This is a genomic window from Streptomyces sp. NPDC050418, from assembly GCF_044458745.1.
Taxonomy (GTDB): Bacteria; Actinomycetota; Actinomycetes; order Streptomycetales; family Streptomycetaceae; genus Streptomyces.
Map to the genome: position 1 here is coordinate 500,585 of NZ_JBITIG010000005.1, position 25,594 is coordinate 526,178.

Consider the following 25,594-nt stretch of genomic DNA (forward strand, 5'->3'; position numbering starts at 1 on the left):
GCACATGAGCACCGAAGACAAGAACCGCGCCACTGCCGCCGCGATCCTGCCCCTCGTCGGCGGCGCGGCCAACGTGACCTCCATCGCCCACTGCATGACCCGGCTCCGGCTGGGTCTGCGCGACCGCTCGCTCGTCCAGGACGAGGCGCTCAAGGCCGTACCGGCCGTCATGGGCGTCGTCGAGGACGACACGTACCAGATCGTGCTCGGCCCGGGCACGGTCGCCCGGGTCACGCCGGAGTTCGAGGCGCTGGTCGCCGAGGAGCGGGCGGCCGCCCCCTCCTCGTCCGTATCGGCGGATGAACTGGCGTCCCAGGGCGCGGAGATGAAGGCCGCCCAGAAGGCCAAGAACCAGACCCCGTTCAAGCTCTTCCTGCGCCGGATCGCGAACATCTTCGTCCCGCTGATCCCCGCCCTCATCGGCTGCGGCATCATCGCGGGTCTGAACGGCCTGCTCATCAACCTCGGCTGGCTGCCGTCCGTCACCCCGGCACTCGCCGCGATGGCCTCCGGCTTCATGGCCCTGATCGCCGTCTTCGTCGGCTTCAACACGGCCAAGGAGTTCGGCGGTACGCCGATCCTGGGCGGTGCGGTCGCCGCGATCATCGTCTTCCCGGGCGTCGCCAACATCTCGGCCTTCGGCCAGCAGCTCTCCCCCGGCCAGGGCGGTGTGCTCGGCGCACTCGGCGCGGCGGTGCTCGCCACGTACGTCGAGAAGTGGTGCCGCAAGTGGGTCCCCGAGGCGGTCGACGTCCTCGTCACCCCGACCCTGACGGTCCTCATCTCCGGCCTCGTCACGATCTTCGGCCTGATGTTCCTCGCCGGTGAGATCTCCACGGGCATCGGCACGGCGGCCAACTGGCTCCTCGAGAACACCGGCGCGTTCGCGGGCCTGGTCCTCGGCGGCCTGTTCCTCCCGCTCGTGATGCTCGGCCTGCACCAGGCCCTGATCCCCATCCACACCACCCTGATCGAGCAGCAGGGCTTCACCGTCCTGCTCCCCATCCTGGCGATGGCGGGCGCGGGCCAGGTCGGCTGCGCGATCGCGGTCTACAAGCGCCTGCGCAACAACACCTCCATCCGCACCACCATCAAGTCCGCCCTCCCCGCAGGCTTCCTGGGCGTCGGCGAACCCCTCATCTACGGTGTCTCGCTCCCCCTGGGCCGCCCCTTCATCACCGCGTGCGTCGGCGGCGCGGCGGGCGGCGCGTTCATCGGTACGTTCTCGATGCTCGGCGACAAGGTCGGCTCCACCGCCATCGGCCCCTCGGGCTGGGCCCTGTTCCCGCTCCTCGACGGCAACCACGGCCTGGGCACCACGATCGCGATCTACGCGGGCGGCCTCCTGGTCGGTTACCTGGTCGGCTTCTTCGCCACGTACTTCTTCGGCTTCTCGAAGCAGATGCTGGTGGACCTGAACGCTCCGCAGGAGGTGACGGTGGCGTCGGGCACGCCTGCTACGTCGGCCACGTCGGCGGAGCCGGCTCCGGCGGCGGCGAAGGTCTGATCGCCTCGCATCAATAAGGGCGGCGCCCCCGATCACCGGGGCGCCGCCCTTCTGCTGCTCCGACCTGCGTCAGCGCGGGAACCGCCCCGTATCGATATCGGTGCTCAGAGGCTCCCCCAGGGACAGCGTCTCCCCAAAGGGGACGCGCTCCGCATGCTTGTACGCCCCGTTGAGCGGTTCGGTGAACACCGTCGTCGTGGGCCCGTGCTCATCGAAACGATCGATCAGGACATACACCGGAACGGGCGCGTGGGCGTAGGCGCACAGCTTCTTCGTACGGTCGTCCTTGGCGTTGCTCTTGGACGTGATCTCTACGACGAGGAGGGCCTCGGCGGCATCAACCGGGTCGTTACTGTCCGGGTCGGCGGTCGCGGTCAGCTCCGACGGGACGACCACCAAGTCCGGTACGTACAGCTTGTCGAGTGGTGCGATATGCAGCCCAAGGGTCTGGTAAATGTCCAGCTCCTCGGGGAGATTCCGGTAGAGCGCGCGCTGCACCACACCCGCAATGTGGTGATGCCGCGCATGGGGCGGTGGTACCAGGACAATCTGGCCTTCGTCGATCTCGGCGCGCCAGCCCTCGGGCGCGTCCACCTCGCGCCACGACTGGAGCAAGTAGTCCCACGGGCGCCCCTGAGGCGTCTGGTCGGGCTCGACCATCGCAGCGGTCATCGCGAGTCCCTCCTTCACTGGCCTGACGTGGCCGAGCGCAGATCGACGGGCAGCGGCAGCCCGAAGCCGCTCCCCTCAGCGTCCCACGATCGTGTGAGCGATGCACCGGTGCCCACTTGCGTGCCAGGCCGCGCTTGCGCCGGTGCCGTGGACTTTCCCGCATGAACGCCACAGGATCGATCCATGAAGCCGGTCTTCGTTCTCGTGCACAGCCCGGTGGTCGGCCCTTCGACCTGGCGTCCCGTCGCCGGACAGCTGGCAGAAGCCGGGCGGCAGGTCCTCGTCCCTTCATTGCTGAACGCCTGCGCCGGCACTCCGCCCTTCTGGCCCCGCATCGCCGAAGCGGTACGTCACGAGCTCCGGCAGGTGGGGCTCGGTCTTCGTGGACGCCGCACTACCGTCGCGGACCGGGACGACTCCCTCCGCCCCTCCCGAACTGCTGAGATTCCTCCGCCCGTTGGCACAGAACGGCAAGCTGCCGCGATGGACCGACTGGTGGGACGAGACCGACCTCGCCCCGCTGTTCCCTGATCCGGCAGTCCGCCAGGCCATCACCGACGAACAACCGAGACTCCCGCTGTCCTACTACGAGCAGCACATTCCGGTGCCCCCGGGCTGGGACGACCCTCCCACCTGCTCGTACCTCTTGTTCAGCCCTCCCTACGAGCCCCTCGCCACCGAGGCCCACCTGCACCAGACCGTCGACCCCGCCGCCACCGCGGCCCAGATCGTCGACCTCACGGCCACAGGCTGATCCGGCCTTCGCTGCACGTCTGGCGCAGGATTGCGTTCCGGGCATCGGACTGGACGGCCTTCGTCGCGGGTCTCAGCAGCACCGGCGATACCCCCGCTCGGGGCTCAAGCGGCAAGCCCCGAGCAGTGCTTGTTTTGAACGGGAGTGGACCTCAACCCACCCTCCCTCCCTGCGAGTTGAGCAGGTCGAGCGCATTCAGCGACCGGGTTGCAACGCAGCGTGACGGTGGTCTGCGGTGCCCGATTAACGAACAAAACAGCCCCCGCCAGGTGCGGACAACACCTGCGGGGGCTTCACCGACGAGATCGAAAGCAGTCGATCCCATGGCTGACGCCAACTTTAGTGCTGCCGCGCACCCCGCGCATCCCACCTCCCCGCACCCGATGTCCACCCCGGGCTACGGAAAGCGCTCCGCGCCGGGCCAACACCCCCGCCGACGCCACGACTTCACCCATCTCCTGCCCCGTGATGGCGCGATCGCCGCGTACATCGACCGGCTGCCCGACGGCTCGGACATCTCCGTGAAGACGCTGGCCAAGCAGCTCCCGTACGGCCAGTGCGCCCTCCGCACCTCCCTCAACCGCCTGCAAGAGGCAGGCCACTTGAGGCGCGGCCGCGAACACGTGCGCGGAGCGGACAGCGCCCGCTGGATCACCCGAACGTGGTGGACCCGCACCGCACGCGACGACACCTGGTGGGCAAGCTTCACCCGTGGTGACGTACCGCAGGAGTACGTAGCGGACGAGACCGGCGACGAAGAGGAGCCGGAGGGTGACTCACCCACCCCACCCCGTCGCCCACCCACCCGCAGCCGCGCCCACATCCTCCTCGCAGCCCTGGGCCGCACTGCCCCGGCGCTCTCCCTCTCCGCCGCCGACTGCGCGGCGCTCGCGCCCCTCACCGTCCGCTGGTTCGAGCGCGGTGCCACGGAAGCGGACATCGTGCGCGCCCTCACCGCGGGCCTGCCACCCCTCGTTCACAGCCCGGCCGGCCTCGTACGCAACCGCCTGACCACCAAGCTCCCGCCGGAGCCCGTCCCCCGCTCCGTACTGCGCGTCCTGGAGTGCGCGATGTGCGGCTCCCCGGGGCGGGCGGAGGCTCTGCCAGGCGGGATGTGCGCCGGGTGCCGTGGCGAAGCCCCGCCCGGGACGGCGCCTCCCACGCCACTGACGCCTGAGGACGTCCGCGCGCGTGCGGCGCAGATCCGCGCCACGGCCGTCAGGACCCCGGCGAGGAGCCACACATGAACCTTCTGCACATCCGTCGCCGGTGCGGGGCACGATGGAAGGGAGGAGGCGATCCGATGACCCCCAGCGCCACCAACCGCCCTGACATGTCGGTCGAGGAATTCGAGGAGCTCGCTCGCCGGGCCCGGTGGCCCTCACCCTCGAAACCGAGAAGCTCAAGGACTACGCGGACTGACGCGGACTGAAGCGGAGGGGCGGGCCCGAAGCCCGCCCCGCCCGGTGTCAGCTCAGCGAGCCGAGCGACGCCGCGTCGTACGCAGAAAGCTCGGCCGTCCGCCCGGACAGCACCTTCGCCGCCCACTCCGGATCCTGCAGCAGCGCCCGCCCGACCGCGACCATGTCGAACTCGTCGCGCTCCAGGCGGTCGAGGAGGTCGTCGATGCCGCGCAGTTCGGAGCCCTTGCCCGCGAACGCGTTGATGAACTCGCCGTCCAGGCCGACCGAGCCGACCGTGATGGTGGGCTTGCCCGTGAGCTTCTTCGTCCAGCCCGCCAGGTTGAGGTCGGAGCCCTCGAACTCGGGGAGCCAGTAGCGGCGGGTCGAGGCGTGGAAGGCGTCGACGCCGGCCGCGGCGAGCGGGGTCAGGATCGACTCCAGGTCCTCGGGGGTCTCGGCGAGGCGGGCCGTGTAGTCCTGCTGCTTCCACTGCGAGTAGCGGAAGAGGATGGGGAAGGCGGGGGACACGGCCGCGCGGACCGCCGCGACGATCTCTGCGGAGAACTTCGTACGGGCCACGGCCGAGCCGCCGTACGCGTCCGTGCGCCGGTTGGTGCCGTCCCACAGGAACTGGTCGAGCAGGTAGCCGTGCGCGCCGTGCAGCTCGACGCCGTCGAAGCCGAGACGTTCGGCGTCGGCGGCGGCGCGGGCGAAGGCCGCGATCACGTCGTCGAGGTCCTGCTGCGTCATGGCCTTGCCGGTCGGCTCGGCGCCCTCCTTGTACAGCCCGGACGGCCCCATCGGCTCGGCATCGGCGAACGGCGGCTGCCCCGCCCTGCGCACCATCCCGATGTGCCACAGCTGCGGCACGATCTTGCCGCCCGCGGCGTGCACCGCGTCCGCGACGTTCTTCCAGCCCGCGAGCTGCTCCTCGCCGTGGAAGCGCGGGATGTCGTCGCTCTGGCCCGCCGAGTCGTGCCCGACGTACGTGCCCTCGGTGACGATCAGGCCGACGCCCGCGGCAGCGCGGCGCGCGTAGTAGCCCGCGACGTTCTCGCCCGGGATGCCGCCCGGCGAGAACTGCCGGGTCATCGGCGCCATCGCGATGCGGTTCGGCACGGTCAGTCCGTTGAGCGTGACCGGCCGGGACAGTATTTCCGCGGTACGGGAGGTGGCGTCGCTGAGCGTCACAGGGGCTCCTGGGGGGAGGGGGTGGCGGGCTTCCTGGGGAGGTCAACTCCCCGGGCCGGTCCGGCATTCCGTGGCCCCACTGTGATCCCGTACACGCGACAGGGCGGCACCTCCCGTGAGGGAAGTGCCGCCCTGCGTACAGCTGCGTACGAGACGTACGGCTACGAACGTACGAGACGTCCGACCACGAACAACCGATCCGCGAGGATCAGAAGTCCATGTCACCGCCCGGCATGCCGCCCGGAGCGCCGGCCGCGGCCTTCTCCGGCTTGTCGGCGATGACGGCCTCGGTGGTGAGGAAGAGCGCGGCGATGGACGCGGCGTTCTGCAGAGCGGAACGCGTGACCTTCGCCGGGTCGATGATGCCCTGGGCGATCATGTCGACGTACTCACCGGTCGCGGCGTTGAGGCCGTGGCCGACGGGCAGGTTGCGCACCTTCTCCACGACGACGCCACCCTCGAGACCACCGTTGACGGCGATCTGCTTGAGCGGGGCCTCGAGCGCGAGCTTCACGGCGTTGGCGCCGGTCGCCTCGTCACCGTCGAGCTCGAGCTTCTCGAAGACCGAGGAGGCCTGGAGGAGAGCGACGCCACCACCGGCGACGATGCCCTCTTCGACGGCCGCCTTCGCGTTGCGAACGGCGTCCTCGATGCGGTGCTTGCGCTCCTTGAGCTCGACCTCGGTCGCGGCACCGGCCTTGATGACCGCCACGCCGCCGGCGAGCTTCGCGAGGCGCTCCTGGAGCTTCTCGCGGTCGTAGTCGGAGTCCGACTGCTCGATCTCGGCGCGGATCTGGTTCACGCGGCCGCCGACGGCCTCGCTGTCACCGGCACCGTCGACGATCGTGGTCTCGTCCTTGGTGATGACGACCTTGCGGGCGCGGCCAAGGAGGTCCACGGTCGCGTTCTCGAGCTTGAGACCGACCTCCTCGGAGATGACCTCGCCGCCCGTGAGGATCGCGATGTCGTTCAGCATCGCCTTGCGGCGGTCGCCGAAGCCCGGGGCCTTGACGGCCACGGAGCGGAAGGTGCCCTTGATCTTGTTGACGACCAGGGTGGAGAGCGCCTCGCCCTCGACGTCCTCGGCGATGATCAGCAGCGGCTTGCCGGACTGCATGACCTTCTCGAGGAGCGGCAGCAGGTCCTTGACCGAGCCGATCTTGGAGTTGGCGATGAGGATGTAGGGGTCCTCGAGGACGGCCTCCATGCGCTCCATGTCGGTCGCGAAGTACGCCGAGATGTAGCCCTTGTCGAAGCGCATGCCCTCGGTGAGCTCCAGCTCCAGACCGAAGGTCTGGGCCTCCTCGACCGTGATGACGCCTTCCTTGCCGACCTTGTCCATGGCCTCGGCGATGAGCTCGCCGATCTGGGTGTCGGCGGCGGAGATGGAGGCGGTCGAAGCGATCTGCTCCTTGGTCTCGACCTCCTTGGCCTGGTCGAGCAGCGCGCCGGAGACGGCCTCGACGGCCTTCTCGATGCCGCGCTTGAGGGCCATCGGGTTGGCACCCGCGGCCACGTTGCGCAGGCCCTCGCGGACGAGCGCCTGGGCGAGAACGGTGGCGGTGGTCGTACCGTCGCCGGCGACGTCGTCCGTCTTCTTGGCGACTTCCTTGACCAGCTCGGCGCCGATCTTCTCGTACGGGTCCTCGAGCTCGATCTCCTTGGCGATGGAGACACCATCGTTGGTGATCGTGGGGGCGCCCCACTTCTTCTCGAGGACGACGTTACGGCCCTTGGGGCCGAGGGTGACCTTGACGGCGTCGGCGAGCTGGTTCATCCCGCGCTCGAGACCGCGCCGTGCCTCCTCGTCGAACGCGATGATCTTGGCCATGTGAAGTGGTCCTCCCGGACAGGGGTGGATTGCTCCGGATCGAGCGCGATGCCCGCGACGGACGGCCCTCGGCCCCGGCGGTTCCTTGCCCCGCCCGGCCCGTGGACCTCACCGGTCCGATCCAAGTTCTTGTCACTCTCACTGGGAGAGTGCTAACGCCAATGATTAGCACTCGCCCCTGTCGAGTGCAAGCGGCTCAGGAGAGTCCGCGCGGGACTCCGCGCAGGGCGAAAGGCCCACCCCGTCGCCCCGCGCGGACCGGCGTCCGAGGTCAGCGCAGGCTGTACGCGCTGTACGAGGCGGCGGACCAGTCCGGCGCCCCGTCCACGGGTGTCAGGGTCACGGTGACCGAGGCCTTGCCCGCGGTGATCCCGGCCGGGATCGGGTACGCGTCCTCCAGCCAGCGCCGGTCGCCGTTGCCGAGCGGCTGGAGCCAGTCGGGCAGCGCCCGGCCGTTCACGGAGACCTTCACGTGCTGGTACGCGTGCTGCTGGTCGGAGAGCCGGCGCAGTTCGACGCCCCGGTTGCCGCGGTCGGTCGCGAGCTTGAAGGAGACCTCGGCGCCGGTGGCCCGGGTGTCGGCGGTCAGACCCGGCGCGTTGCGCAGATCGCCTTCGAAGCGGGAGGTGAGGCGCCGCACCTCACCGGGGGCGGTCGAGGTGTACGCGTGCGCCCGCTCGCTGTCCGTGTCCCCGAGCGTGAGGGAGTCGGTGCGGGTGCTCGCCGCGGCGGAGCGTCCGTACCAGTACGCGGTGGACGAGTAGTCCGCCGCCACGTCGTTGGTCGGGCCGTGCTCGATGCCGTAGTCGATCGAGGACGAGAACGGCACCGCGTCGTGCAGCATCAGCCGGAACGCGCCCGTGCAGTCCTTGCCGGTCCCGCAGCCCGTGCCGCCTCCCAGGTGGGTCGGGTTGCCGTGCCAGGGAGCGGAGAACGTCTCGCGGTTGAAGTACCAGCCGGCCTGGTAGAAGTCCTCGGATCCGGTGCCGTGGATCTGCGGGCTGCGCGAGCCGTCCACGTGCACCCGCTCGTCGCCTTCGAGGAAGAACCGGGTGGCCGGCCCCTCCATGGTGTGGGTGACGCCCGCGAACTTGCCCTGCCCGGACGCCTTGAGGAACGTCCAGCTCTTCCCGTCCTGGGTGGGGCCCGCGTGCGAGGCGGCACCGAAGTGCCCCTGCGCCCCGGAGCGCACGGCGCGCGCGTGTGCCGGGGAGGGGGCGGCGGTGACCTCGGCCTCGCCCGCGGTGACGGCGGTGCGCGAGCCGTTGAAGAGGGAGACGGTGGCCCGGTCGGCGAACGGCATGGGCCACCACGAGGAGAGCGTGGCCGTCTTCGCGTCGATGCCGTACATCAGCGAGCGGACGTCGTTGAGCGCCTGGCCCGAGCCGAAGAACTCGCCGAGCGGGGCGTCGACGGTGCGTTCGCCGTCGAAGGAGACGCGGATCCTGAGGTCTTCGAGGAGGGCGCGGGTGGCGCGCACCTTGGCGAGTTCCTCGTCATTGAACGGGAACGCGAAGGTCCGGTCGCCCTGCCAGGTCTGCGCGGTGATCTGGTAGGCGTGCGCCGCCTCGTCCGCCGTGTCGCCGACGTCCACGGTGTCGGTGCGGCGGGCCTCGCCGCCGACGAGGCTGTCGGCCCAGTACGTGAACTCGTTGTAGTCCAGGGACGAGGAGACGAAGGCGTTCCTGACGGTGATCCGCGCCTTGCCCGCGGTCGCCGACGCCGGCAGGTCGACGGTCTGCTCGGCCCACACCCCGCCGCCGGAGGCCTCGTTGGCGGGCCAGGCGGCCACCTTCACCCCGTCCACGTACACGTCCGCGACCTGCTGGGCGATGGACGGGTCGAGCCGGCGCGTCAGCCGTACGCCCTGGTTCGCGGGGTCGACGGCCACGGTGAACTCGCTGGCGCCGCCCGCACCGAAGGCCCGCCCCTCGTCCGCGGCGGTACGCGGTGTGACGTGCTCGGCCTGCGGGAGGCGCACCTTCAGCGCGGAGAGCAGGCCCGCCTTGCCGGTGCGGGCCAGGGTCTGGGTCCCGCCGGGCGCGATGCTCAGCGGCGCCTTCGTCGTGGTGGCGCCGGGCAGTTGCGGCTTCGGGTCGGCGGTTCCGGCCTTGCGCAGGACGCTCAGGACGTCCTCGGCCTTGTCGCGCGGGTCGAAGGTGGTGACGCCCGCGGCGTCGTCGAAGGTCCGGTACGAGACATGGTGGAAGAGCGGGTTGTTCTCGGTGGTGATCCGCATCGACTGGCGGTACGGCATGGGGACTTCGACGTAGACGCCGCCGGAGCTGTCGTCCGCGTTGCCGACGAGCGGCTCGGCGAACGGCGCTCCGAGCTTGCCGTCGACGAGGTCCTGCAGCGGGGCGTCCACGACCTTGCGGCCGTCGAGCTCGATCGTGATCCTCCCGGTGCGGCTGACGTCGCCGCCGTCCCGTGTGAACCAGAGGGCGCCGATCTCGCCCGCCCCCTCGGCCTCGGCGATGACGCAGCCCGCGGCCGACTCCCGCAGACAGGAGTAGCGGCCGTCGAACCCGTCGTGGTTGTTGCCGCCGGTCCGGTCGAAGCTGGAGAACTGCTTGGTCTGCACGCCGTCCGGGAGGCCGGCGAACCGGTCGAGCTGCCGGTAGGTGTCCCAGCCGACGGGGCCTTTTGCGTCCGCGGCCGGCGCCGCCGCGGGGGCGGGTTCTTCCGCCGCTCCGGCCGCCGAGGGCGGCACCACCGCCGCGGCGAGCGCGAGGGCCGCGGCCGCGGAGCCGCGTATCCACCTGCGAGGTCTCACGTGTGCCTCCTGCTGTCGATCCGCCAGGTCTCTGTGCAATCGATTTCAGAGCTACGGGCGGGAAGCTAGGGGCAGTTGGAGGGGTGGTCAAGGGGATACGGCGGTATCGATTTCACGATGCCGGGGCAAACAAGAGGGTCCGCACCCCGTTCCCGGGATGCGGACCCTCCATCACGTCGTTGCAGACTGCTCCGGCGCGATCAGCCAGCCACACGGACCATGTCCGCCTGCGGCCCCTTCTGACCCTGCGAGATCTCGAACTCGACCCGCTGGCCCTCTTCAAGGGTGCGGTAGCCGTCCATCTGAATCGCGCTGTAGTGGACGAATACATCCGCACCACCGTCGACCGCGATGAAGCCGTAGCCCTTCTCCGCGTTGAACCACTTGACGGTGCCCTGAGCCATGCCTAACTCCCCTATTACTGGCCCTTGCACAGATCCGCACTTCGCAGGATCCGGGTCAGACTCACCCCCCGACAGGTGGAGGTGATGCGCCGGAACGCGTCGACCGCCGCTGAATGTATCTGTCCAACTGCCGTCTGCAACAGGTCAATCGGACGAGAATTCTGGGCACGACCGATCGGGAATTTGCGGAGAATTCCGTGAACTTCAGGGCAAGTCGGGCCCGACATAGGGGCCGAAACGTGCAAATGGCGCGAGCATCATTGCGAGTTATTGGCGGTGCGCGCGCGAGTTCTCATATGACCCCGGCACACTCTTCTTCGCGCCTGCCTCGAAAGGCGAAACAGCATTCCCAACTGTACCGCGCTCAACCATGCAGAATTGCCCCCTCCGCTTCCCGTACGGAAGCGAAGAGGGCAATCCGGAGCAGCGGGGATCAGCCGCCGGCGACGGCGGGGATGATCGAGACGCCGGCCCCGTCCGGGGTGGCCGTCTCCAGGCCCTGCTCGAAGCGCACGTCGTCGTCGTTCACGTACACGTTCACGAAGCGGCGGAGCTTGCCCTGGTCGTCGAGCACGCGGGCGGCGATCCCGGTGTGGTTCTTCTCCAGGTCCGCGATGACCTCGCCGAGGTTCGCGCCCTCGGCCGGGACCTCGGCCTGACCGCCGGTGTAGGTGCGCAGGATGGTGGGGATTCGGACGTTCACGCTCATGGGATCGAAGCCTTTCAGGAGGAGCAGGGGGTACGGCGGCGTACGGCGGCGTCAGCTCGCGAGACCGGTCGCGCGGAACGCGTCGAGGTTCGGACGGATGGTCGCGGTCGCACCGGCACCGGCGACCGCGTCGAGGGTCTTGAGGCCGTCGCCAGTGTTCAGGACCACCGTGGTCAGCGTCGGGTCGAGCACGCCTTCCTTGACGAGCTTGTGCGTCACACCGACGGTCACACCGCCCGCGGTCTCCGCGAAGATGCCCTCGGTCCGCGCGAGCAGCCTGATCGCGTCCACGACCTGCTCGTCGTTGACATCCTCCACGGCGCCGCCGGTGCGGCGCGCGATGTCGAGGACGTACGGGCCGTCGGCCGGGTTGCCGATCGCGAGCGACTTCGCGATGGTGTCCGGCTTCTGCGGCCGTACGACGTCGTGGCCGCCCTTGAACGCCACGGAGACCGGGGAGCAGCCCTCGGCCTGGGCGCCGAAGATCTTGTACGGCTTGTCCTCGACCAGGCCGAGCTTGATCAGCTCCTGCAGGCCCTTGTCGATCTTCGTGAGCTGCGAGCCGGACGCGATCGGGATGACCAGCTGGTCGGGGAGCTGCCAGCCGAGCTGCTCGCAGATCTCGTACGCGAGGGTCTTGGAGCCCTCCGCGTAGTACGGGCGCAGGTTCACGTTGACGAAGCCCCAGCCCTCGCCCAGCGGGTCGCCGATGAGCTCGGAGCAGAAGCGGTTGACGTCGTCGTAGTTGCCCTCGATGGCGACGAGCTCGCCGCCGTAGACGGCGGCCATCACGACCTTGCCCTGCTCCAGGTCGTGCGGGATGAACACACAGGAGCGCAGTCCGGCCCGGGCGGCCGCGGCGCCGACGGCGCCCGCGAGGTTGCCCGTCGAGGAGCAGGAGAGCGTGGTGAAACCGAAGGCGCGGGCGGCCTCGATGGCCTGGGCGACGACACGGTCCTTGAAGGAGTGCGTGGGGTTGCCGGAGTCGTCCTTGACGAACAGCTTGCCCTCGTCGATGCCGATTTCCCGCGCAAGGTTGTCGGCCTTGACGAGCTTGGTCCAGCCCGGGTTCAGGTTCGGCTTCTCGGCGACGTCGGCCGGTACGGGCAGCAGCGGGGCGTAGCGCCAGATGTTCGCGGGGCCCGCCTCGATGCGGCGGCGGAGCTCCTCGGTGTCGTGCGCGGAGAAGTCGTAGGCGATCTCGAGGGGGCCGAAACACTCCTCGCAGGCGAAGAGCGGGCCGAGCGGGACGCGGTGGCCGCATTCGCGGCAGCTCAGGGCCGTGGCGGGTCCGAGGTCCACGGAAGTGGTGGTGTTTTCAACCGTCTGTGCAGACATGAGAGGGAGGCCCTTTCTCCTCATCTTCCTCAGGGCGCACTTCGCCGTGAGACGGATTTGGCACCTTCCCTAGTCAGGGACCTCGCGTCGCGCGGTGCGAGAACTGACTGGAGGGTTGCCGGGGCTTCAACGGGCCGTATCCCTCTGCCCCTCTGGATGAGCGGTATGACCTGGCATCCGCCAGGTGTTTGTGTGGACGGTGACCCCCGACATGCGACGGTCATCCGCGTTGTTCAAGACTGTAACCGAACGCCCCGACCGTTGAGATAGTCGTCCGAACGGCGAGATGGATCACACCAAGGAGTGGCAGACGTGCTCGATGAGGTGGAGCGCTGGCTGGAGCGGCGCTCCTGGTCGGTGAAGGACCGGCCGCTCGACCTGCTGCTGGCGGAGAAGGCCCGGCAGGGGACGACGGTCAGCGTCGTGCTGCCCGCCCTCGACGAGGAGGCCACGGTCGGACAGATCGTCACCGTGATCCGGCGCGAGCTGATGAGCCCCGCGGCCCCGCTCGTCGACGAGCTCCTGGTGATCGACTCGGGCTCGACGGACCGTACGGCCGAGGTGGCCGCCGCGGCCGGCGCCCGCGTGGTGCACCGGGACGCGATCCTGCCGCGGATCCCCGCCGTCCCCGGCAAGGGCGAGGTCCTGTGGCGCTCGCTGCTCGTGACGAGCGGCGAGATCGTGTGCTTCGTGGACGCGGACCTGCGCGAGTTCTCGCCGGACTTCGTGAGCGGCATCGTCGGACCGCTGCTCACCGAACCCGAGGTCCAGTTCGTGAAGGCGATGTACGACCGCCCCCTCGGGGACGAGGCCGGGCAGGGCGGCCGGGTCACAGAGCTCGTCGCCCGTCCGCTCCTGAACCTGCACTGGCCCCAACTGGCCGGATTCGTCCAGCCGTTGGGCGGCGAGTACGCGGCCCGGCGCTCGCTGCTCGAACAGCTGCCCTTCCCCGTCGGATACGGCGTCGAGCTCGGCCTCCTCGTCGATGCCCTGCACACCGTGGGCCTGGACGCGCTCGCCCAGGTCGACGTCGGGGTGCGCAAGCACCGCCACCAGGACGGGCGGGCGCTCGGCCGGATGGCGGCGGCGATCTACCGCACGGCCCAGCTGCGCCTGGCCCGCGGCCATCTCGTACGGCCCCGGCTCACGCAGTTCGAGCGGGGCGCGGAGGGGTTCGAGCCGCGGACGCACGCGGTGGACACGGAGGAGCGGCCGCCGATGACGGAGATCGCGGAGTACCGGGCGCGGCGGGTGGCCTAGCGGGCAGGGCGCGACGGGTGGCGTCATCGCGGGAGTGCGTGGCGTGCCCGTTTCCGGTCATGCCTATTGCCTAAATTTCCCATTTATGTGGGTTAGACAAGCAATGGGAAGGGTCAGGCGCCGCACGGTGGGCGCGCTGGTCGCCACCGCCGCCGCCGCGACCTCGCTGACCGGGCTCACGCCCGCCGCCGCGATCGTCGTCGAACCGTTCGCCAAGCGCTACGACGAGGCGCTGTACGGAGACTTCATCACGCTCGGCAACGCGGTACTCGACTGCCCGAGTGCACCGCCGGACCTGGTGGCACGCTGCCGCGCCGCGCAGGCCGGCACGACGCCCGAGAACAACAACCAGTTCCCGATGCAGTACACGGACACGGCCGGTCTCACCACGGACGTGTTCAACTCCAGCACCGGCAGGCTGACGATCCCGCCGGGCGCCGAAGTCGCGTACGCGCGGCTGTTCTGGGGCGGCAACGACGGTACGTACAAGCTGGGCCGCAACCAGATCCAGCGCTGTGACACCTCAGGTCTCGCGACCCCCGCGCCCGGCGACCCGCTGACCACGCGGCCCGTCCTCAAGGTGGGCGGCGGTACGGAAACGCGCGTGACCGTGCAGAACGCGGTGAAGACCCCGGCAGAGACCGGCGGTCCGCACTACTACACCGCCGAGGCGGACGTGACCGCGCAGTTCGCCGCGGCGCCCACCGGCTCCCCGCTCCCGATCGCCGTCGGCGACGTCTGGGCGCCGACCGGGAACGGCTGCGTCGGCGGCTGGTCGCTGACCGTCGTCTACAAGTACGACGCCCCGAACGAAACGTACGCGCCGGACCGCAAGAACGTGTACGTCTACGGCGGCCACGTGGTGCAGCGGTCCACCGACCCGGACACCACGATCAAGGTCGACGGGTTCTACCGCACCGGCAACGACCCGCTGCGCACCAGCGTCACCGCGTACGAGGGCGACGCGAACGTCAACGGCGACCGGTTCCTGGTGAACGCGACCAACATCCCCAACGAGAACGGGGACACCAACAACTTCTTCAACAGCCACGCCCAGGGCTGCGCGGACCCCTGCGACCCGAACAACTTCAGCATCGACGCGAAGACCGTCGAGATCCCCGGGTCCACCATCAAGCAGGGCGCCACCTCGGCGGACCTGACGTTCCGCACCCGCGGCGACACGTATGTGCCGCAGGCGCTGGCGTTCTCCGTGCCCGTACCGGACGTGGAGATCACCAAGACCGCGTCGCCGAAGACGGTCCGGCCCGGCGACACCCTGACGTACACGGTCACGGCGAAGAACATCAGCCGACTGCCGTACCCGAACGCGAAGTTCACCGACGACCTGAGCGACAACCTCGACGACGCGACGTACAACGACGACGCGAAGGTGACGCCGGCGGCGGCCGGGACCGCGACCTACGACGAGCCGAAGATCTCGTTCCTCGGCGACATCCCGGCGGGCGAGACCGTGACGGTCACGTACTCGGTGAAGGTCAACGACCCGCTCACCGGTGACGGCCGGATGCGCAACAACATCGACGTCGAGTCGCCGCGCTCCAACTGCGACGAGGGATCCACCGACCCGGCCTGCGGCACCACCCCCGTGATCGAGGAGGAGCCCCCGCCGGTCGTCCCGATCGAGATCGAGTCCAAGCCGCAGCCGCCGGTCGTACCGCCGTGCGCCGACACGACCAACACGATCACGCTCACCAACAAGTCGGCCACCGCGCGCACGGGCGCGAAGATCCACTGGCCGGTGAAGAAGGGCGGCACGCCGAAGGCGAGCGGTGGCAAGGTCACCAAGTCCGGCTCGAACTGGGTGTGGACGGGCGATGTGCCCGCCAAGGGCAAGGTCGTCATCAAGCAGACGGTCAAGGCCTCCTGCACCCCGGGCGGCGTCGTGGTCATCCCCGTGACGGGCGATGTCCCGAAGACCACCTGCACGCCGGCGAAGACCCGCGCGGGCGGCACCGACCCGTGCGTCTCGGTCGTCGTCAGCAAGCGGACGCAGGCCCGCCCGGCCCCGCCGGAGCTGGCCGAGACCGGTGGCTCGAGCTCGATGCTGTTCGGCGGTCTCGCGGTCGTGCTGTGCGGTCTGGGCGCCCTGGCGCTCGCGGCCTCCCGCTCCCGCCGTGACTGATCGCTGACGGTCCTCTCCGGTACACGACGGCCGGGCTCCCCTCGGGGGAGTCCGGCCGTCTCACGTGCGGCGCCCCGCGCCCGTACGTTTGAGCGTTTACGGCACGGGCTAGGTTCGCGTCATGGTCTCCGAGCACGGTGCAGCGGTACTCGTCGCGTCCAATCGCGGTCCGGTCTCGTATGTCGTACGGGATGACGGGGCGCTCGACTCCCGGCGCGGCGGGGGCGGGCTCGTCTCCGGCCTGTCGGCGATCGGGCCCGACGCGGACGCGCTGTGGGTGTGCTCGGCCCTGAGCGACGGGGACCGCGAGGCGGTACGGCGCGGGGTCGGCGAGCCCGGCGTGCGGATGCTCGCCATCGACGCGGACGTGCACGCCGACGCGTACAACGGGATCGCCAACTCGGTGCTGTGGTTCCTGCACCACCTGCTCTACCAGACGCCTCTGGAGCCGTCCTTCGGGCCGGAGTTCCGGCGGCAGTGGGAGGCGTACCGCGCGTACAACCGGGCGTTCGCGGAGGCGCTGGCCGAGGAGGCACGGCAGGGTGCGGTGGTGCTCGTGCAGGACTACCACCTGACGCTCGTGCCGGGGATGCTGCGCGCCCTCCGTCCCGACCTGCGGATCGGGCACTTCTCGCATACGCCGTGGGCGCCCGACCACTACTTCGCGATGCTGCCCGCGGACATCCGCGAGGAGATCATCCGGGGCATGCTCGGCGCCGACCGGCTCGGGTTCCTGGACTGGCGGTGGGCGCACGCGTTCATGAGCTGCGCCAACCAGATCGACGAGCGGATCACCGCGTACTCCCCCGTACCGAGCAAGCCGAAGTGCATCGAGCACACGGTCACCGGGCGGCCGCCCGTGACCACCACCTGGATCGACGTCCACGCGCTCGGGGCCGACGGCGACTTCCTGCGCTCGCGCGCGCACCAGCCGGACGTGGTGTCGCGGATGGCGGACCTGCGGGCGCAGATCGGGGATCCGGACCGCAAGGTGATCGTGCGCGTGGACCGCACCGAGCTCTCCAAGAACATCGTGCGCGGCCTCGAGGCGTACCGGGTGCTGCTCGACACGCGTCCGGAGTGGCGTGAGCGGGTCGTGCACGTGGCGTTCGCGTACCCCTCGCGCCAGGACCTGGCGGTGTACCGCGCGTACACGGCGGAGGTCTCGCGGCTGGCCGAGGAGATCAACTCCGCGTACGGAACGCCGACTTGGACCCCGGTGATCCTGCACGTCAAGGATGACTTCGCGCGCTCGCTCGCGGCGTACCGGATCGCGGACGTGGCGCTCGTGAACCCCATCCGGGACGGGATGAACCTCGTCGCGAAGGAAGTGCCGGTCGTGTCGGACGACGGGTGCGTCCTGGTGCTCTCGCGGGAGGCGGGGGCGTGGTCCGATCTGCACGAGGACGCGCTGGTCGTCAATCCGTACGACATCTGCGAGACGGCGGAGGCGTTGCACGCGGCGCTCTCGATGCAGCCGGAGGAGCGCGCCGAACGCACGAAGCGCCTCGCGGCGGCGGCCACTGCGCTGCCGCCCGCGCAGTGGTTCCTGGGGCAGGTGGAGGCGTTGCGGGGGTAGGGGTGCTCGCCGTTGCGCCTGCGGCGGGGTGGGGAAAATCAACCGCCGAGCTCAGCCGCCACGGACCGCAGCAGGCCCACCACCCCCGCCGGCCCCTCCACCACAACATCCGCGCGCTCCGACAACTCCGAGACCTCAGAGCTCCCGCTGCAGACCAGCACCCCCTGCAACCCCTCCGACCGAAGCTTCTCCACGGCGGAGAACGCGGGGAGGTCTCCCAGGTCGTCGCCCGCGTACAGGACGCAGGACGCCCCGACCTCGCGGACGTACGAGGCGAGCGCGACGCCCTTGTCCATGCCCGGGGGGCGCAGCTCCAGGACGAGGCGGCCGGGCTCGACGATCAGCCCGTGGCGCGCGGCGAGTTCGCCGAGCGGGCCGCGGAGGGACTCGAACGCGGCCGAGGGGTCCGCGGCCCGGCGCGTGTGGACCGCGACCGCCCGCCCCTTCTCCTCGATCCAGGTCCCTCGCCAGACTCCCAACGCGTCGAGGAACCCGGGGAGTTCGGCCCGCACCGCGGCCACCCCGGGGTGCGGCTCGGGTGCCTGGACCGTGCCGGAGACGGCGTCCCAGCGCTCGGCACCGTAGTGGCCGAGGACCACGAGGTGCTCGAGTCCGGGGACGCCCGCGAAGCCCCCGTAGCGGACCGCGACCCCGGCCGGCCGCCCGGTGACCACCGCGACCGAGGCCACCCGCGGCGCGAGGGCGGCGAGCGCGGGGACAGCGTCCGGGTGGGCCCGGGCCCGCTCGGGATCGGGGACGATCTCCGCGAGCGTGCCGTCGAAGTCGAGGGCGATCACGGCCCGCTCGGGATGCGCGAGAAGCGCGGCGAGGCCGCCTTGTCCGGCGGGCGTGGACGGCGTCGGCAGATCAGGCGTGCGATCAGGTGTGTGATCAGGCGTGCGGTGCGGATGGCTGCCCATACGGCGACCCTATCCACGCGAGGGCGCCCCACCCATGCCGTATCGCGTCATCCGTCGGCCGGGCTCGCGCGGACCCTGTTGTCAGAGGCGGCGATTACGGTGGCGGCATGGCGGAAGAGACGGATCGCGGCGGGCTCGGCGCGCGGGAGCGTGCGGTGCTCGCCCTGGAGCAGCGGAACTGGGCCTCGCCCGGCGCCAAGGAGCGCGCCGTGCGCGAGGAGCTCGACATGTCCCCCGCGCGCTACCACCAGCTGCTCAACGCCCTGCTCGACGACGAGCGCGCCCTCGCCCACGACCCCGTGACGGTCAACCGCCTGCGCCGGATACGCGAGGAGCGCCGCAGCCGGCGCTGAGCCGGTGCGGCGCTCCCGGGGGCGCACAGCGGGGCGTCACTCGGCCGCTTCGGCCGCCTTCGCCTTGTTCTGGATGTCGGTGAGGATGCCCTCCGGGCTGCTGCCCGGCGCGACTGCCTTGCCGATCTCGTCCTTGATGGTGCGGCTGACCTCGGCCCAGGAGGTGTTGCCGACCGGGTAGAGCTGCGAGGTGGGCAGCTCTTCGAGGAACTTGCTGAGTTCGCTGTACCTCTTGTCCGCGAGCATCTCGTCGACCGCCGAGTTGGTCACCGGCAGGATGTTGTAGCGGTCGGAGAAGGCGAGGACGTTCTCCTTGCTGTACACGAAGTCGAGGAAGGCGCCGATCTCGTCGCGGTGGCCGTTCTGCTTGAACGCCATCATCCAGTCGGCCACGCCCATCGTGGACTTCGCGGCCCCGTTGCGGCCCGGCAGCGGCACCATGCCGAAGTCCACGTCCTTCTTCTTCGCCTGGGCGATCAGCGTCGGGTGCCCGTTGAGCATGCCGACGTTGCCCGCGGTGAAGGCGTCGAAGGCCTTCTGGCGGTCGAGCTTGCCCGGCGCGACGGGGCCGACGAGGCCCTTGTCGACGAGGTGGGACTTCAGCCAGCCGAAGGTGCGCTTGTTGGCGTCCGAGTCGATGTTGTACGTGCCGACCTGGTCGGTGTAGCCGTCGCCGCCGGCCAGGAGCCACATCAGGGTCTCGGCCTGGGCCTCCTCCTTGCCGAGGGGCAGCGCGAACGGGTACGTGACACCGTTGTCCTTCAACAGCTCCGCATCGGCAGCGAGTTCGTCCCAGGTCCGCGGGGGCTTGGTGATGCCGGCGTCGGCGAAGAGCGTCTTGTTGTAGAACATCAGGCGCGTCGAGGACGCGAACGGCATGCCGTACTGGATCCGGTTGACCTCACCGGCGGAGGTCAGCGAGGCGAGGAAATCGCCCTGGGTGGGGACGGAGAGCAGCTCGTCCGCGGCGTAGAGCTTGTCCTGGGCCGCGTATTCCGAGTACGCCCCGATCTGCGCCATGTCGGGCGCTTCGTCCGCCTTGACCATCTTGGCGACCTCGGCGTCGACCTTGCTCCAGGACATCACGGTCACCTCGACCTTGATGTCGGGGTTCGCGGCCTCGAACTTGTCGACCACGTCCGCCCAGTACCGCTCGGAGCTGTTCTCCGAGGTCGCGCCGTAGTCGGCGGCGACCAGCCGGAGCGTCACCTCGCCGGAGCCGGTGCCGATGCCGACTCCGCAGCCCGCCAGGGTCGCCGTGAGGCCCAGCGCGGCACCTGCCGCGATCAGTATGTGTGTGCGACGCTGCACAGCCGATTCCCACCCTTGTTGTGATCCAGTCGGTCCCCCGTGACGTCCTGTGTCTTCACCAGGTCTACACCACTCAGATATCGCTTGTGCAACAGACGGTCACCGTTGTCGCATCCGTTGCCCAAGAAGGGTCGCCCCGGTGGCCGGGCACCCCCTGGCCGAAATCGACATGACGGCGGACGGGGTCCGCCCGCAGAATGGGAGCCATGCCTGGTCCCTACGTCATCCGCGGCTCCGTCTCCCTTCCCGAGGCCGAGCTCCAGTGGCGATTCTCGCGCTCCTCGGGGCCCGGCGGACAGCACGTCAACACCTCGGACTCCCAGGTCGAGCTGCGCTTCGATCTCGCCAACACCAAGGCGCTGCCCGAGGTCTGGAAGGAGCGCGCGCTCGAACGGCTCGCGTCCCGGCTCGTCGGCGGAGTGCTCTCCGTACGGGCCTCGGAGCACCGCTCGCAGTGGCGCAACCGCGAGATGGCGGCCACCCGCCTGGCCGCGCTGCTCGCCGAGGCCACCGCCCCGCCGCCGAGGCCGCGGCGCCCCACGCGTATCCCGCGGGGCATCAACGAGCGGCGGCTGCGCCAGAAGAAGGCACGCTCGGACACCAAGAAGGGCCGCTCCGGGCGGGATTGGTCGTAGGCGAGGGAAGCCCTCGCGTCCGGGGATCCGTCGCGCCGGGATTCAGCCCAACTGGCGGTAGCGGCCCCGGAAGTACATGAGCGGTCCGCCCTCCGCGCTCGGCAGCGACGCCGACAGGACCCGCCCGACCACGAGCGTGTGATCGCCCGCCGCCACCCGCGACTCCGTCTCGCATTCGAGGGTCGCCAGCGCGCCGCCGACGAGCGGCGCACCCGACAACTCGCCCCGTACATAAGGGATGTCCTCGAAGAGCAGCCGGTCGCTGATGCGGCCCTTCATCGCGAAGCGGCCCGCGATATGGCGCTGGGATTCGGCGAGGACGGAGACGGCCCAGCGGGGCTGCTCCGCGAGCAGGTCGTCCATCCGGGAGCCCTCGCGCAGCGAGACGAGCACCAGCGGCGGATCGAGGGACACGGACAGGAACGCCGTGGCCGTCATGCCGACGTCCTCACCGACCGGACCGCCCTCGCCCAGGGGCTCCTCCTGGGCCGTCACCAGGACGACGCCGGCGGCCAGGCGCGACATCGCGGCACGGAACTCGTCATTGCTCACCCCCACAGGATGCACGGCGGGCGGGGGCACTGCGGCGAGGGACTTCACGGCTTGCGACACGTCAGGACCGTAATCCCGCGCCACGGGTCCGCGCATCGGGCGACGGAACTAGGTCCCCGGACCGATCCCGACCGCGATTTGCGTTCAGGAAACATACGCACCGCGCGCCCGCTCACCCCTCAACCCTTAAGCCCCTGTTGTGACTTGAGTCACAGGCTCCAAATTTTGTTGACCCTGTGTACCGGGTGAGCTGCTCACTGTGATTCAGTGGCTGAGGAGAACGGCCGATACGCCGAAGAACATCGAGAAGCAGGGGAAGCCGCAGGTCCTGTCGTCGAGGTCTCGGGGAGAGCGAGCATGGAGACCGAGTCGGAGCCCTACGTCCGTCTTGCGACCCTGCGGCAGCTGCATCAGGTCGTCGCCGAGCTGAACACGGCGCGCAGCCTCGCCGACACCCTCCAGGCCGTGGCCGACGGCGTCGTGACCGGGCTCGGCTACGAACTCGGCTGTGTGAATCTCGTACGCGCCGACGGAGACCTGGTCGTGGCCGCCTTCGCCGGGAATCCCGCCGCCGAGGCCCTGATGGCCGGCCGGGTGGGCCCGCGCGGCGACTGGGAGCGCCGGCTCTCCATGGGCGAGGGCTGGGGCGCGCTCCGCTTCATCCCGCACACCGAGGGCTGGGTCCTCGTCGACGACGACGTCCCGCAGTGGCACACGGACGGTCCTGAGCCCCGTTTCGAGGACGAGTGGCACCCCGCCGACCGCCTCTACGCCCCGATGTACGCGACGGGGTCCGCCGGGGGCGAACTGATCGGCGTCATATCCGTCGACCGCCCGCGCAACGGCCGCAAGCCCGGCCCCTGGGGCCAGGAAGCGCTCCAGATGTACGCATTCCAGGCCGCCATTGCAATCAGTAACGCTCGGCTTCGAGCAAACATGCAGCGCGCCCTGGTCAGACTCGAACGGGAGCAGCAGGCGCTACGGGCCTCCGAGGAGTCCTTCCGGCAGGCCTTCGAATACGCGCCGAGCGGTATGGCCATCGCCGAGATGGGCGGTGACCAGCACGGACGCATTCTGCGGACGAACGACGCGCTCTGCCGGCTGCTCGGCCGCCCGGCCGCCGCGATGCGCCGCTACTCCTTCTCCGACCTGGTCCACCCCGAGGACGTCGGCACGCTCCTGCGCACCTCCGCCGAGGGCGGCCGGGCCGAGCTGCGGCTCGGGCGCCGCGACGGCACGTATCTCTGGGTCTCGCTGCGCAACTCCGTCGTCGCCGACGCCACCGACGGCCCCCGTTTTCTGCTCACGCACGTCGAGGACATCGAGGAGCGCAAGCGGCGCGAGCTGCATCTGGCCCACCGCGCCTCGCACGACGCGCTGACCGGGCTCCCCAACAGCGCCGAGCTGCGCTCGCGGCTCGGCGCCCGGCTGTGCGGGCGTCCGCAGTCCGTGCCGCAGAGCGCGATCGAGTCGCTCGACGCGGCGTACGGCGGCGCGGCACCGTACGACGGTTCGCTGGCCTACGACGCCAACGCCTCTCCTCTGTACGAAGGCGCCCCGGCCTACGACTCCAACGGCCATGGCTTCGACTTCGCGCGTGCGGCCGCCGACTCCGCATCGCCCGCAGCCGCCGGCTATGGCATCCACGACCACCACGTCCACGTCGTCGCACCACAGGGCGAGCACGACGACGGGACGAAGGGGCTCGCGGTGCTCTTCTGCGATCTCGACGGCTTCAAGTCGATCAACGACCGCTTCGGCCACCACACCGGTGACGCGGTCCTGATCGAGGTGGCCCGCCGGCTCACCAGCGGTGTACGGGACGGGGACACCGTCGCGCGCCTCGGCGGCGACGAGTTCGTGGTGCTCGCCGACGGGCTCGGCCGCGCGGACGCGGCGGACCTCGCGGTACGGCTGCGCAACGCGATCATTCCGCCGATCCGGGTGGACGGGCGCGCGGTGCGGGTCGGCGCGAGCTTCGGCATCGGCTGGGCGCACTGCGGCATGTCGGCGGACGAAGTCCTGCAGTCGGCCGACCAGCGGATGTACATCGAGAAAAGGTCACGTGCCAAACAGCACAGGCGGGCGGGATAACCCCAGGTCAGCCGGTTTCCTTGGCAAACGGCCCCCGTTGGGGTCACTCGAACCGGGTACGCTCGGCCGGATACGTACTGTGTCCTGCCCGATGCACCACCCGCTCGATCTGCCTGAGGAGTGACCTGGGGATGACCACGCCCGGCGACAACGGCGCGCGCACGCCCGAGGAGGACCCGTTCGGCTATCTCTACGCCGACGGTCAGGCCGCGGGCGCGACCCCGCCGCCCGGCGGCGGTGGCTACGGCTACCCCGGCCGCACGTCCTCGTACCACCAGGTCCGCACGGTCGGTGAGCGGCAGTACGGGCAGCAGGCACCGCAGCAGACTCCGCAGGCGGGCTACGACCAGTCCCACTACTCGGCCCCCGAGACCCTCCCGGCCGACGCGACCCGCCAGATCCCGCCGCAGCAGGGGTACGGCAGCGGCGGCAACGGCGCGGGCCACGGCGGGCACGGCGGCGGCCGCGGGCGCGGGCCGAACACGAAGGGGCTGCTGATCGGCGCGATCGCCGTGGTCGCGGCCGTCGTGGTCGGTATCTCCATCGCGATGCTCGGCGGCGACGACGGCGAGAAGGACCCGAACGCCGGCTCGGACAGCGCCGGTACGAGCGCGGGCGCGGACGGCGGCGACAAGGTCAAGCCCTCGGAGCCGTCCGAGGAGAAGCAGGACAAGCCGCTCAAGCTCCCGAAGACCGACGCGAAGGTGCTTCCGCTGGCCGGCGGCGCGGTGACGGCCTCGGACGTCCCGGGCTCGAAGGCCGGCACGTACGTGGCGGGCTTCAGCCAGGTCGGCGCGTCCGTGACCTGGCAGATCGACGGGTTCGAGAAGCCGGGCGCGTACCGCCTGTACGTCAGCTACGGCGTCCCCGGCGAGGACACCACCGGCACCCTGGCGGTGAACGGCGACAAGCAGACCCGTCCCCTGAACATGAAGAACTTCGCCAACGCCAAGCAAGGCGAGTGGGACAAGGGCTGGACGCACACGTACGCCGACATCCAGCTCAAGGAAGGCACGAACACGATCGTGCTGTCGTGCGAACAGAGCGACAAGTGCAACGCGAACATCGACCAGATGTGGCTGACGAAGGAGGGCTAGTCCTCCTTCGTCGCCTGACGCGGACGCCCTACGCGGCGTCCGCTTTCCGTTCGACGGCGACGCCGTCCACGAACGACTCATAGGCCGAGGCGTCGAACTCCCCCGCCGCCGGGGCGAGTACGGTCGCCGCCGACAGCGCGACCGCCGAGGCGAGGCGCTCCGGCCAGGGATCTCCCGCGACAAGGCCCGCCAGCAGCGCCGCCACCGCCGAATCACCCGCCCCCGTGGGATTCCCCGCGACCCGTGCCGGGGGCGTGGCCTGCCAGGCGCCGTCGGGTGTCGCGGCGAGCAGACCCTCCGGGCCCAGTGACGCCACCACCGCATGCGCCCCGCGCCGGCGGGCCGCGCGCGCCGCGGGCAACGGCTCCCAGGAGCCGGTGAGTTCGGCCAGTTCCGCCGCGTTCGGCTTGGCGATGTCGGGGCGTGCCGCGATCCCGCGCCGCAGCGGCTCACCGCTCGTGTCGAGCAGCACCGGGACGCCCGCGGCCCGCGCTCCCCGTATGAGATGCGCGTACGCGCCGACCGGCACCCCGGGCGGCAGGCTCCCGCAGAGCGCCACCGCCGACGCGGCGGACAACAGGTGCTCGTACGAGGCCAGGAAGGACGTCCACTCGGGCGGGCTGATCAGCGGCCCGGGCTCGTTGAGCTGGGTCGTGTCGCCGGATGCCGTGTCCACGACGGCGACCGTGCGCCGCGTCGCCCCGGAGACGGGGAAGAGCGCGTCCCGTACGCCCGTGAGGCCCTCACGGACCGCCTCGCCCGTCGCGCCGCCCACGAAGCCCGTGACGGTGACGTCGTGGCCGAGCGCGGTCAGCACACGGGCCACGTTGAGGCCCTTGCCGCCGGGGCGTTCGGTGACGGTGGTGACCCGGTGCGAGGCGTGCGGCACGAGCCGCTCCACGCGATATGTCAGGTCCAGGGCCGTGTTGAGTGTGACCGTGAGGATCACGGATGCCACCCCCGGAGTGCGTTCTTGTGCGTGTACGAGCGCCCTGATCATGCCAAAGAGGAGGCGGTCGGCCCAGACCTGCGGGCCAACCGCCTCCTCAGAGGTCGGAGCTAAGG

General features: G+C 70.4%; 21 protein-coding genes and 1 riboswitch. Of the genes, 10 read left to right on the forward strand and 11 right to left on the reverse strand.

The window, feature by feature from the left end; genetic code table 11:
* Positions 1-4 precede the first annotated feature (4 nt).
* Positions 5-1,507: a PTS transporter subunit EIIC gene (locus tag ACIBI4_RS15020; RefSeq protein WP_399204248.1), complete on the forward strand. Its 1,503-nt coding sequence runs from the start codon at positions 5-7 to the stop codon at positions 1,505-1,507.
* A 69-nt stretch (positions 1,508-1,576) separates the two neighbouring features.
* Here ACIBI4_RS15020 and ACIBI4_RS15025 read toward each other — a convergent pair whose 3' ends face one another.
* Positions 1,577-2,179 carry a Uma2 family endonuclease gene (locus ACIBI4_RS15025; RefSeq protein WP_399204249.1) on the reverse strand — a complete coding sequence of 201 codons (603 nt, stop codon included), beginning with the start codon at positions 2,177-2,179 and terminating at the stop codon, positions 1,577-1,579.
* 457 nt (positions 2,180-2,636) lie between these two features.
* Here ACIBI4_RS15025 and ACIBI4_RS15030 point away from each other — a divergent pair, with 457 nt between their 5' ends.
* Positions 2,637-2,933 (forward strand): hypothetical protein, encoded by a 297-nt coding sequence (locus ACIBI4_RS15030; RefSeq protein WP_399204250.1) that lies wholly within the window; start codon positions 2,637-2,639, stop codon positions 2,931-2,933.
* A gap of 383 nt (positions 2,934-3,316) precedes the next feature.
* On the forward strand, positions 3,317-4,180 hold the full coding sequence (locus ACIBI4_RS15035) for a hypothetical protein (protein ID WP_399204251.1): 864 nt from the start codon (positions 3,317-3,319) through the stop codon (positions 4,178-4,180).
* Between the two features lie 222 nt (positions 4,181-4,402).
* Here the strand turns inward: ACIBI4_RS15035 and ACIBI4_RS15040 are convergent, their stop codons facing one another.
* From ACIBI4_RS15040 to thrC, 6 genes are all read right to left on the reverse strand, one after another.
* Entirely contained in the window at positions 4,403-5,527 is a 1,125-nt protein-coding gene (locus ACIBI4_RS15040; protein ID WP_399204252.1) for an NADH:flavin oxidoreductase, read from the reverse strand.
* A gap of 208 nt (positions 5,528-5,735) precedes the next feature.
* A complete protein-coding gene (gene groL / locus ACIBI4_RS15045) occupies positions 5,736-7,358 on the reverse strand; it encodes a chaperonin GroEL (RefSeq protein WP_399204253.1) in 1,623 nt (540 codons plus the stop codon).
* Between the two features lie 271 nt (positions 7,359-7,629).
* On the reverse strand, positions 7,630-10,134 hold the full coding sequence (locus tag ACIBI4_RS15050) for a glycoside hydrolase family 172 protein (RefSeq protein WP_399204254.1): 2,505 nt from the start codon (positions 10,132-10,134) through the stop codon (positions 7,630-7,632).
* A 200-nt stretch (positions 10,135-10,334) separates the two neighbouring features.
* Positions 10,335-10,538: a cold-shock protein gene (locus tag ACIBI4_RS15055; protein WP_003986833.1), complete on the reverse strand. Its 204-nt coding sequence runs from the start codon at positions 10,536-10,538 to the stop codon at positions 10,335-10,337.
* 433 nt (positions 10,539-10,971) lie between these two features.
* Positions 10,972-11,247: a MoaD/ThiS family protein gene (locus tag ACIBI4_RS15060; protein ID WP_362388314.1), complete on the reverse strand. Its 276-nt coding sequence runs from the start codon at positions 11,245-11,247 to the stop codon at positions 10,972-10,974.
* A 51-nt stretch (positions 11,248-11,298) separates the two neighbouring features.
* Complete coding sequence (gene thrC / locus ACIBI4_RS15065) at positions 11,299-12,585, reverse strand: threonine synthase (protein ID WP_399204256.1); 1,287 nt, start codon at positions 12,583-12,585, stop codon at positions 11,299-11,301.
* A gap of 17 nt (positions 12,586-12,602) precedes the next feature.
* Positions 12,603-12,748: riboswitch (SAM riboswitch) on the reverse strand.
* A 149-nt stretch (positions 12,749-12,897) separates the two neighbouring features.
* Between thrC and ACIBI4_RS15070 the strand changes: the two genes are divergently transcribed.
* The 3 genes from ACIBI4_RS15070 to ACIBI4_RS15080 all read left to right on the forward strand — a co-directional run bounded on the left by ACIBI4_RS15070 (position 12,898) and on the right by ACIBI4_RS15080 (position 17,567).
* Positions 12,898-13,845 carry a glucosyl-3-phosphoglycerate synthase gene (locus ACIBI4_RS15070; RefSeq protein WP_399204257.1) on the forward strand — a complete coding sequence of 316 codons (948 nt, stop codon included), beginning with the start codon at positions 12,898-12,900 and terminating at the stop codon, positions 13,843-13,845.
* A gap of 103 nt (positions 13,846-13,948) precedes the next feature.
* Positions 13,949-15,988, forward strand: a complete 2,040-nt coding sequence (locus ACIBI4_RS15075; RefSeq protein WP_399204259.1) for a hypothetical protein — start codon at positions 13,949-13,951, stop codon at positions 15,986-15,988.
* Positions 15,989-16,109: 121 nt separating this feature from the next.
* A complete protein-coding gene (locus ACIBI4_RS15080) occupies positions 16,110-17,567 on the forward strand; it encodes a trehalose-6-phosphate synthase (RefSeq protein WP_399204260.1) in 1,458 nt (485 codons plus the stop codon).
* A 38-nt stretch (positions 17,568-17,605) separates the two neighbouring features.
* Here the strand turns inward: ACIBI4_RS15080 and otsB are convergent, their stop codons facing one another.
* Positions 17,606-18,487 (reverse strand): trehalose-phosphatase, encoded by an 882-nt coding sequence (otsB, locus tag ACIBI4_RS15085; protein ID WP_399204261.1) that lies wholly within the window; start codon positions 18,485-18,487, stop codon positions 17,606-17,608.
* Between the two features lie 107 nt (positions 18,488-18,594).
* Here otsB and ACIBI4_RS15090 point away from each other — a divergent pair, with 107 nt between their 5' ends.
* Positions 18,595-18,840 carry a DUF3263 domain-containing protein gene (locus tag ACIBI4_RS15090; RefSeq protein WP_399204262.1) on the forward strand — a complete coding sequence of 82 codons (246 nt, stop codon included), beginning with the start codon at positions 18,595-18,597 and terminating at the stop codon, positions 18,838-18,840.
* Between the two features lie 36 nt (positions 18,841-18,876).
* On the opposite strand, the gene ACIBI4_RS15095 is transcribed toward ACIBI4_RS15090, so the two are convergent.
* Entirely contained in the window at positions 18,877-20,151 is a 1,275-nt protein-coding gene (locus tag ACIBI4_RS15095) for an extracellular solute-binding protein (RefSeq protein WP_399204263.1), read from the reverse strand.
* Positions 20,152-20,348: 197 nt separating this feature from the next.
* Here ACIBI4_RS15095 and arfB point away from each other — a divergent pair, with 197 nt between their 5' ends.
* Positions 20,349-20,786, forward strand: a complete 438-nt coding sequence (gene arfB, locus ACIBI4_RS15100; protein WP_399204264.1) for an alternative ribosome rescue aminoacyl-tRNA hydrolase ArfB — start codon at positions 20,349-20,351, stop codon at positions 20,784-20,786.
* A gap of 42 nt (positions 20,787-20,828) precedes the next feature.
* On the opposite strand, the gene ACIBI4_RS15105 is transcribed toward arfB, so the two are convergent.
* Positions 20,829-21,311 (reverse strand): flavin reductase family protein, encoded by a 483-nt coding sequence (locus tag ACIBI4_RS15105; RefSeq protein WP_399204323.1) that lies wholly within the window; start codon positions 21,309-21,311, stop codon positions 20,829-20,831.
* A gap of 384 nt (positions 21,312-21,695) precedes the next feature.
* Between ACIBI4_RS15105 and cdgB the strand changes: the two genes are divergently transcribed.
* Entirely contained in the window at positions 21,696-23,432 is a 1,737-nt protein-coding gene (gene cdgB / locus ACIBI4_RS15110) for a diguanylate cyclase CdgB (protein ID WP_399204266.1), read from the forward strand.
* 131 nt (positions 23,433-23,563) lie between these two features.
* Positions 23,564-24,529 (forward strand): carbohydrate-binding protein, encoded by a 966-nt coding sequence (locus ACIBI4_RS15115; RefSeq protein ID WP_399204267.1) that lies wholly within the window; start codon positions 23,564-23,566, stop codon positions 24,527-24,529.
* A gap of 28 nt (positions 24,530-24,557) precedes the next feature.
* Here the strand turns inward: ACIBI4_RS15115 and ACIBI4_RS15120 are convergent, their stop codons facing one another.
* Positions 24,558-25,478 (reverse strand): 1-phosphofructokinase family hexose kinase, encoded by a 921-nt coding sequence (locus tag ACIBI4_RS15120; RefSeq protein ID WP_399204324.1) that lies wholly within the window; start codon positions 25,476-25,478, stop codon positions 24,558-24,560.
* Positions 25,479-25,594 lie beyond the last annotated feature (116 nt).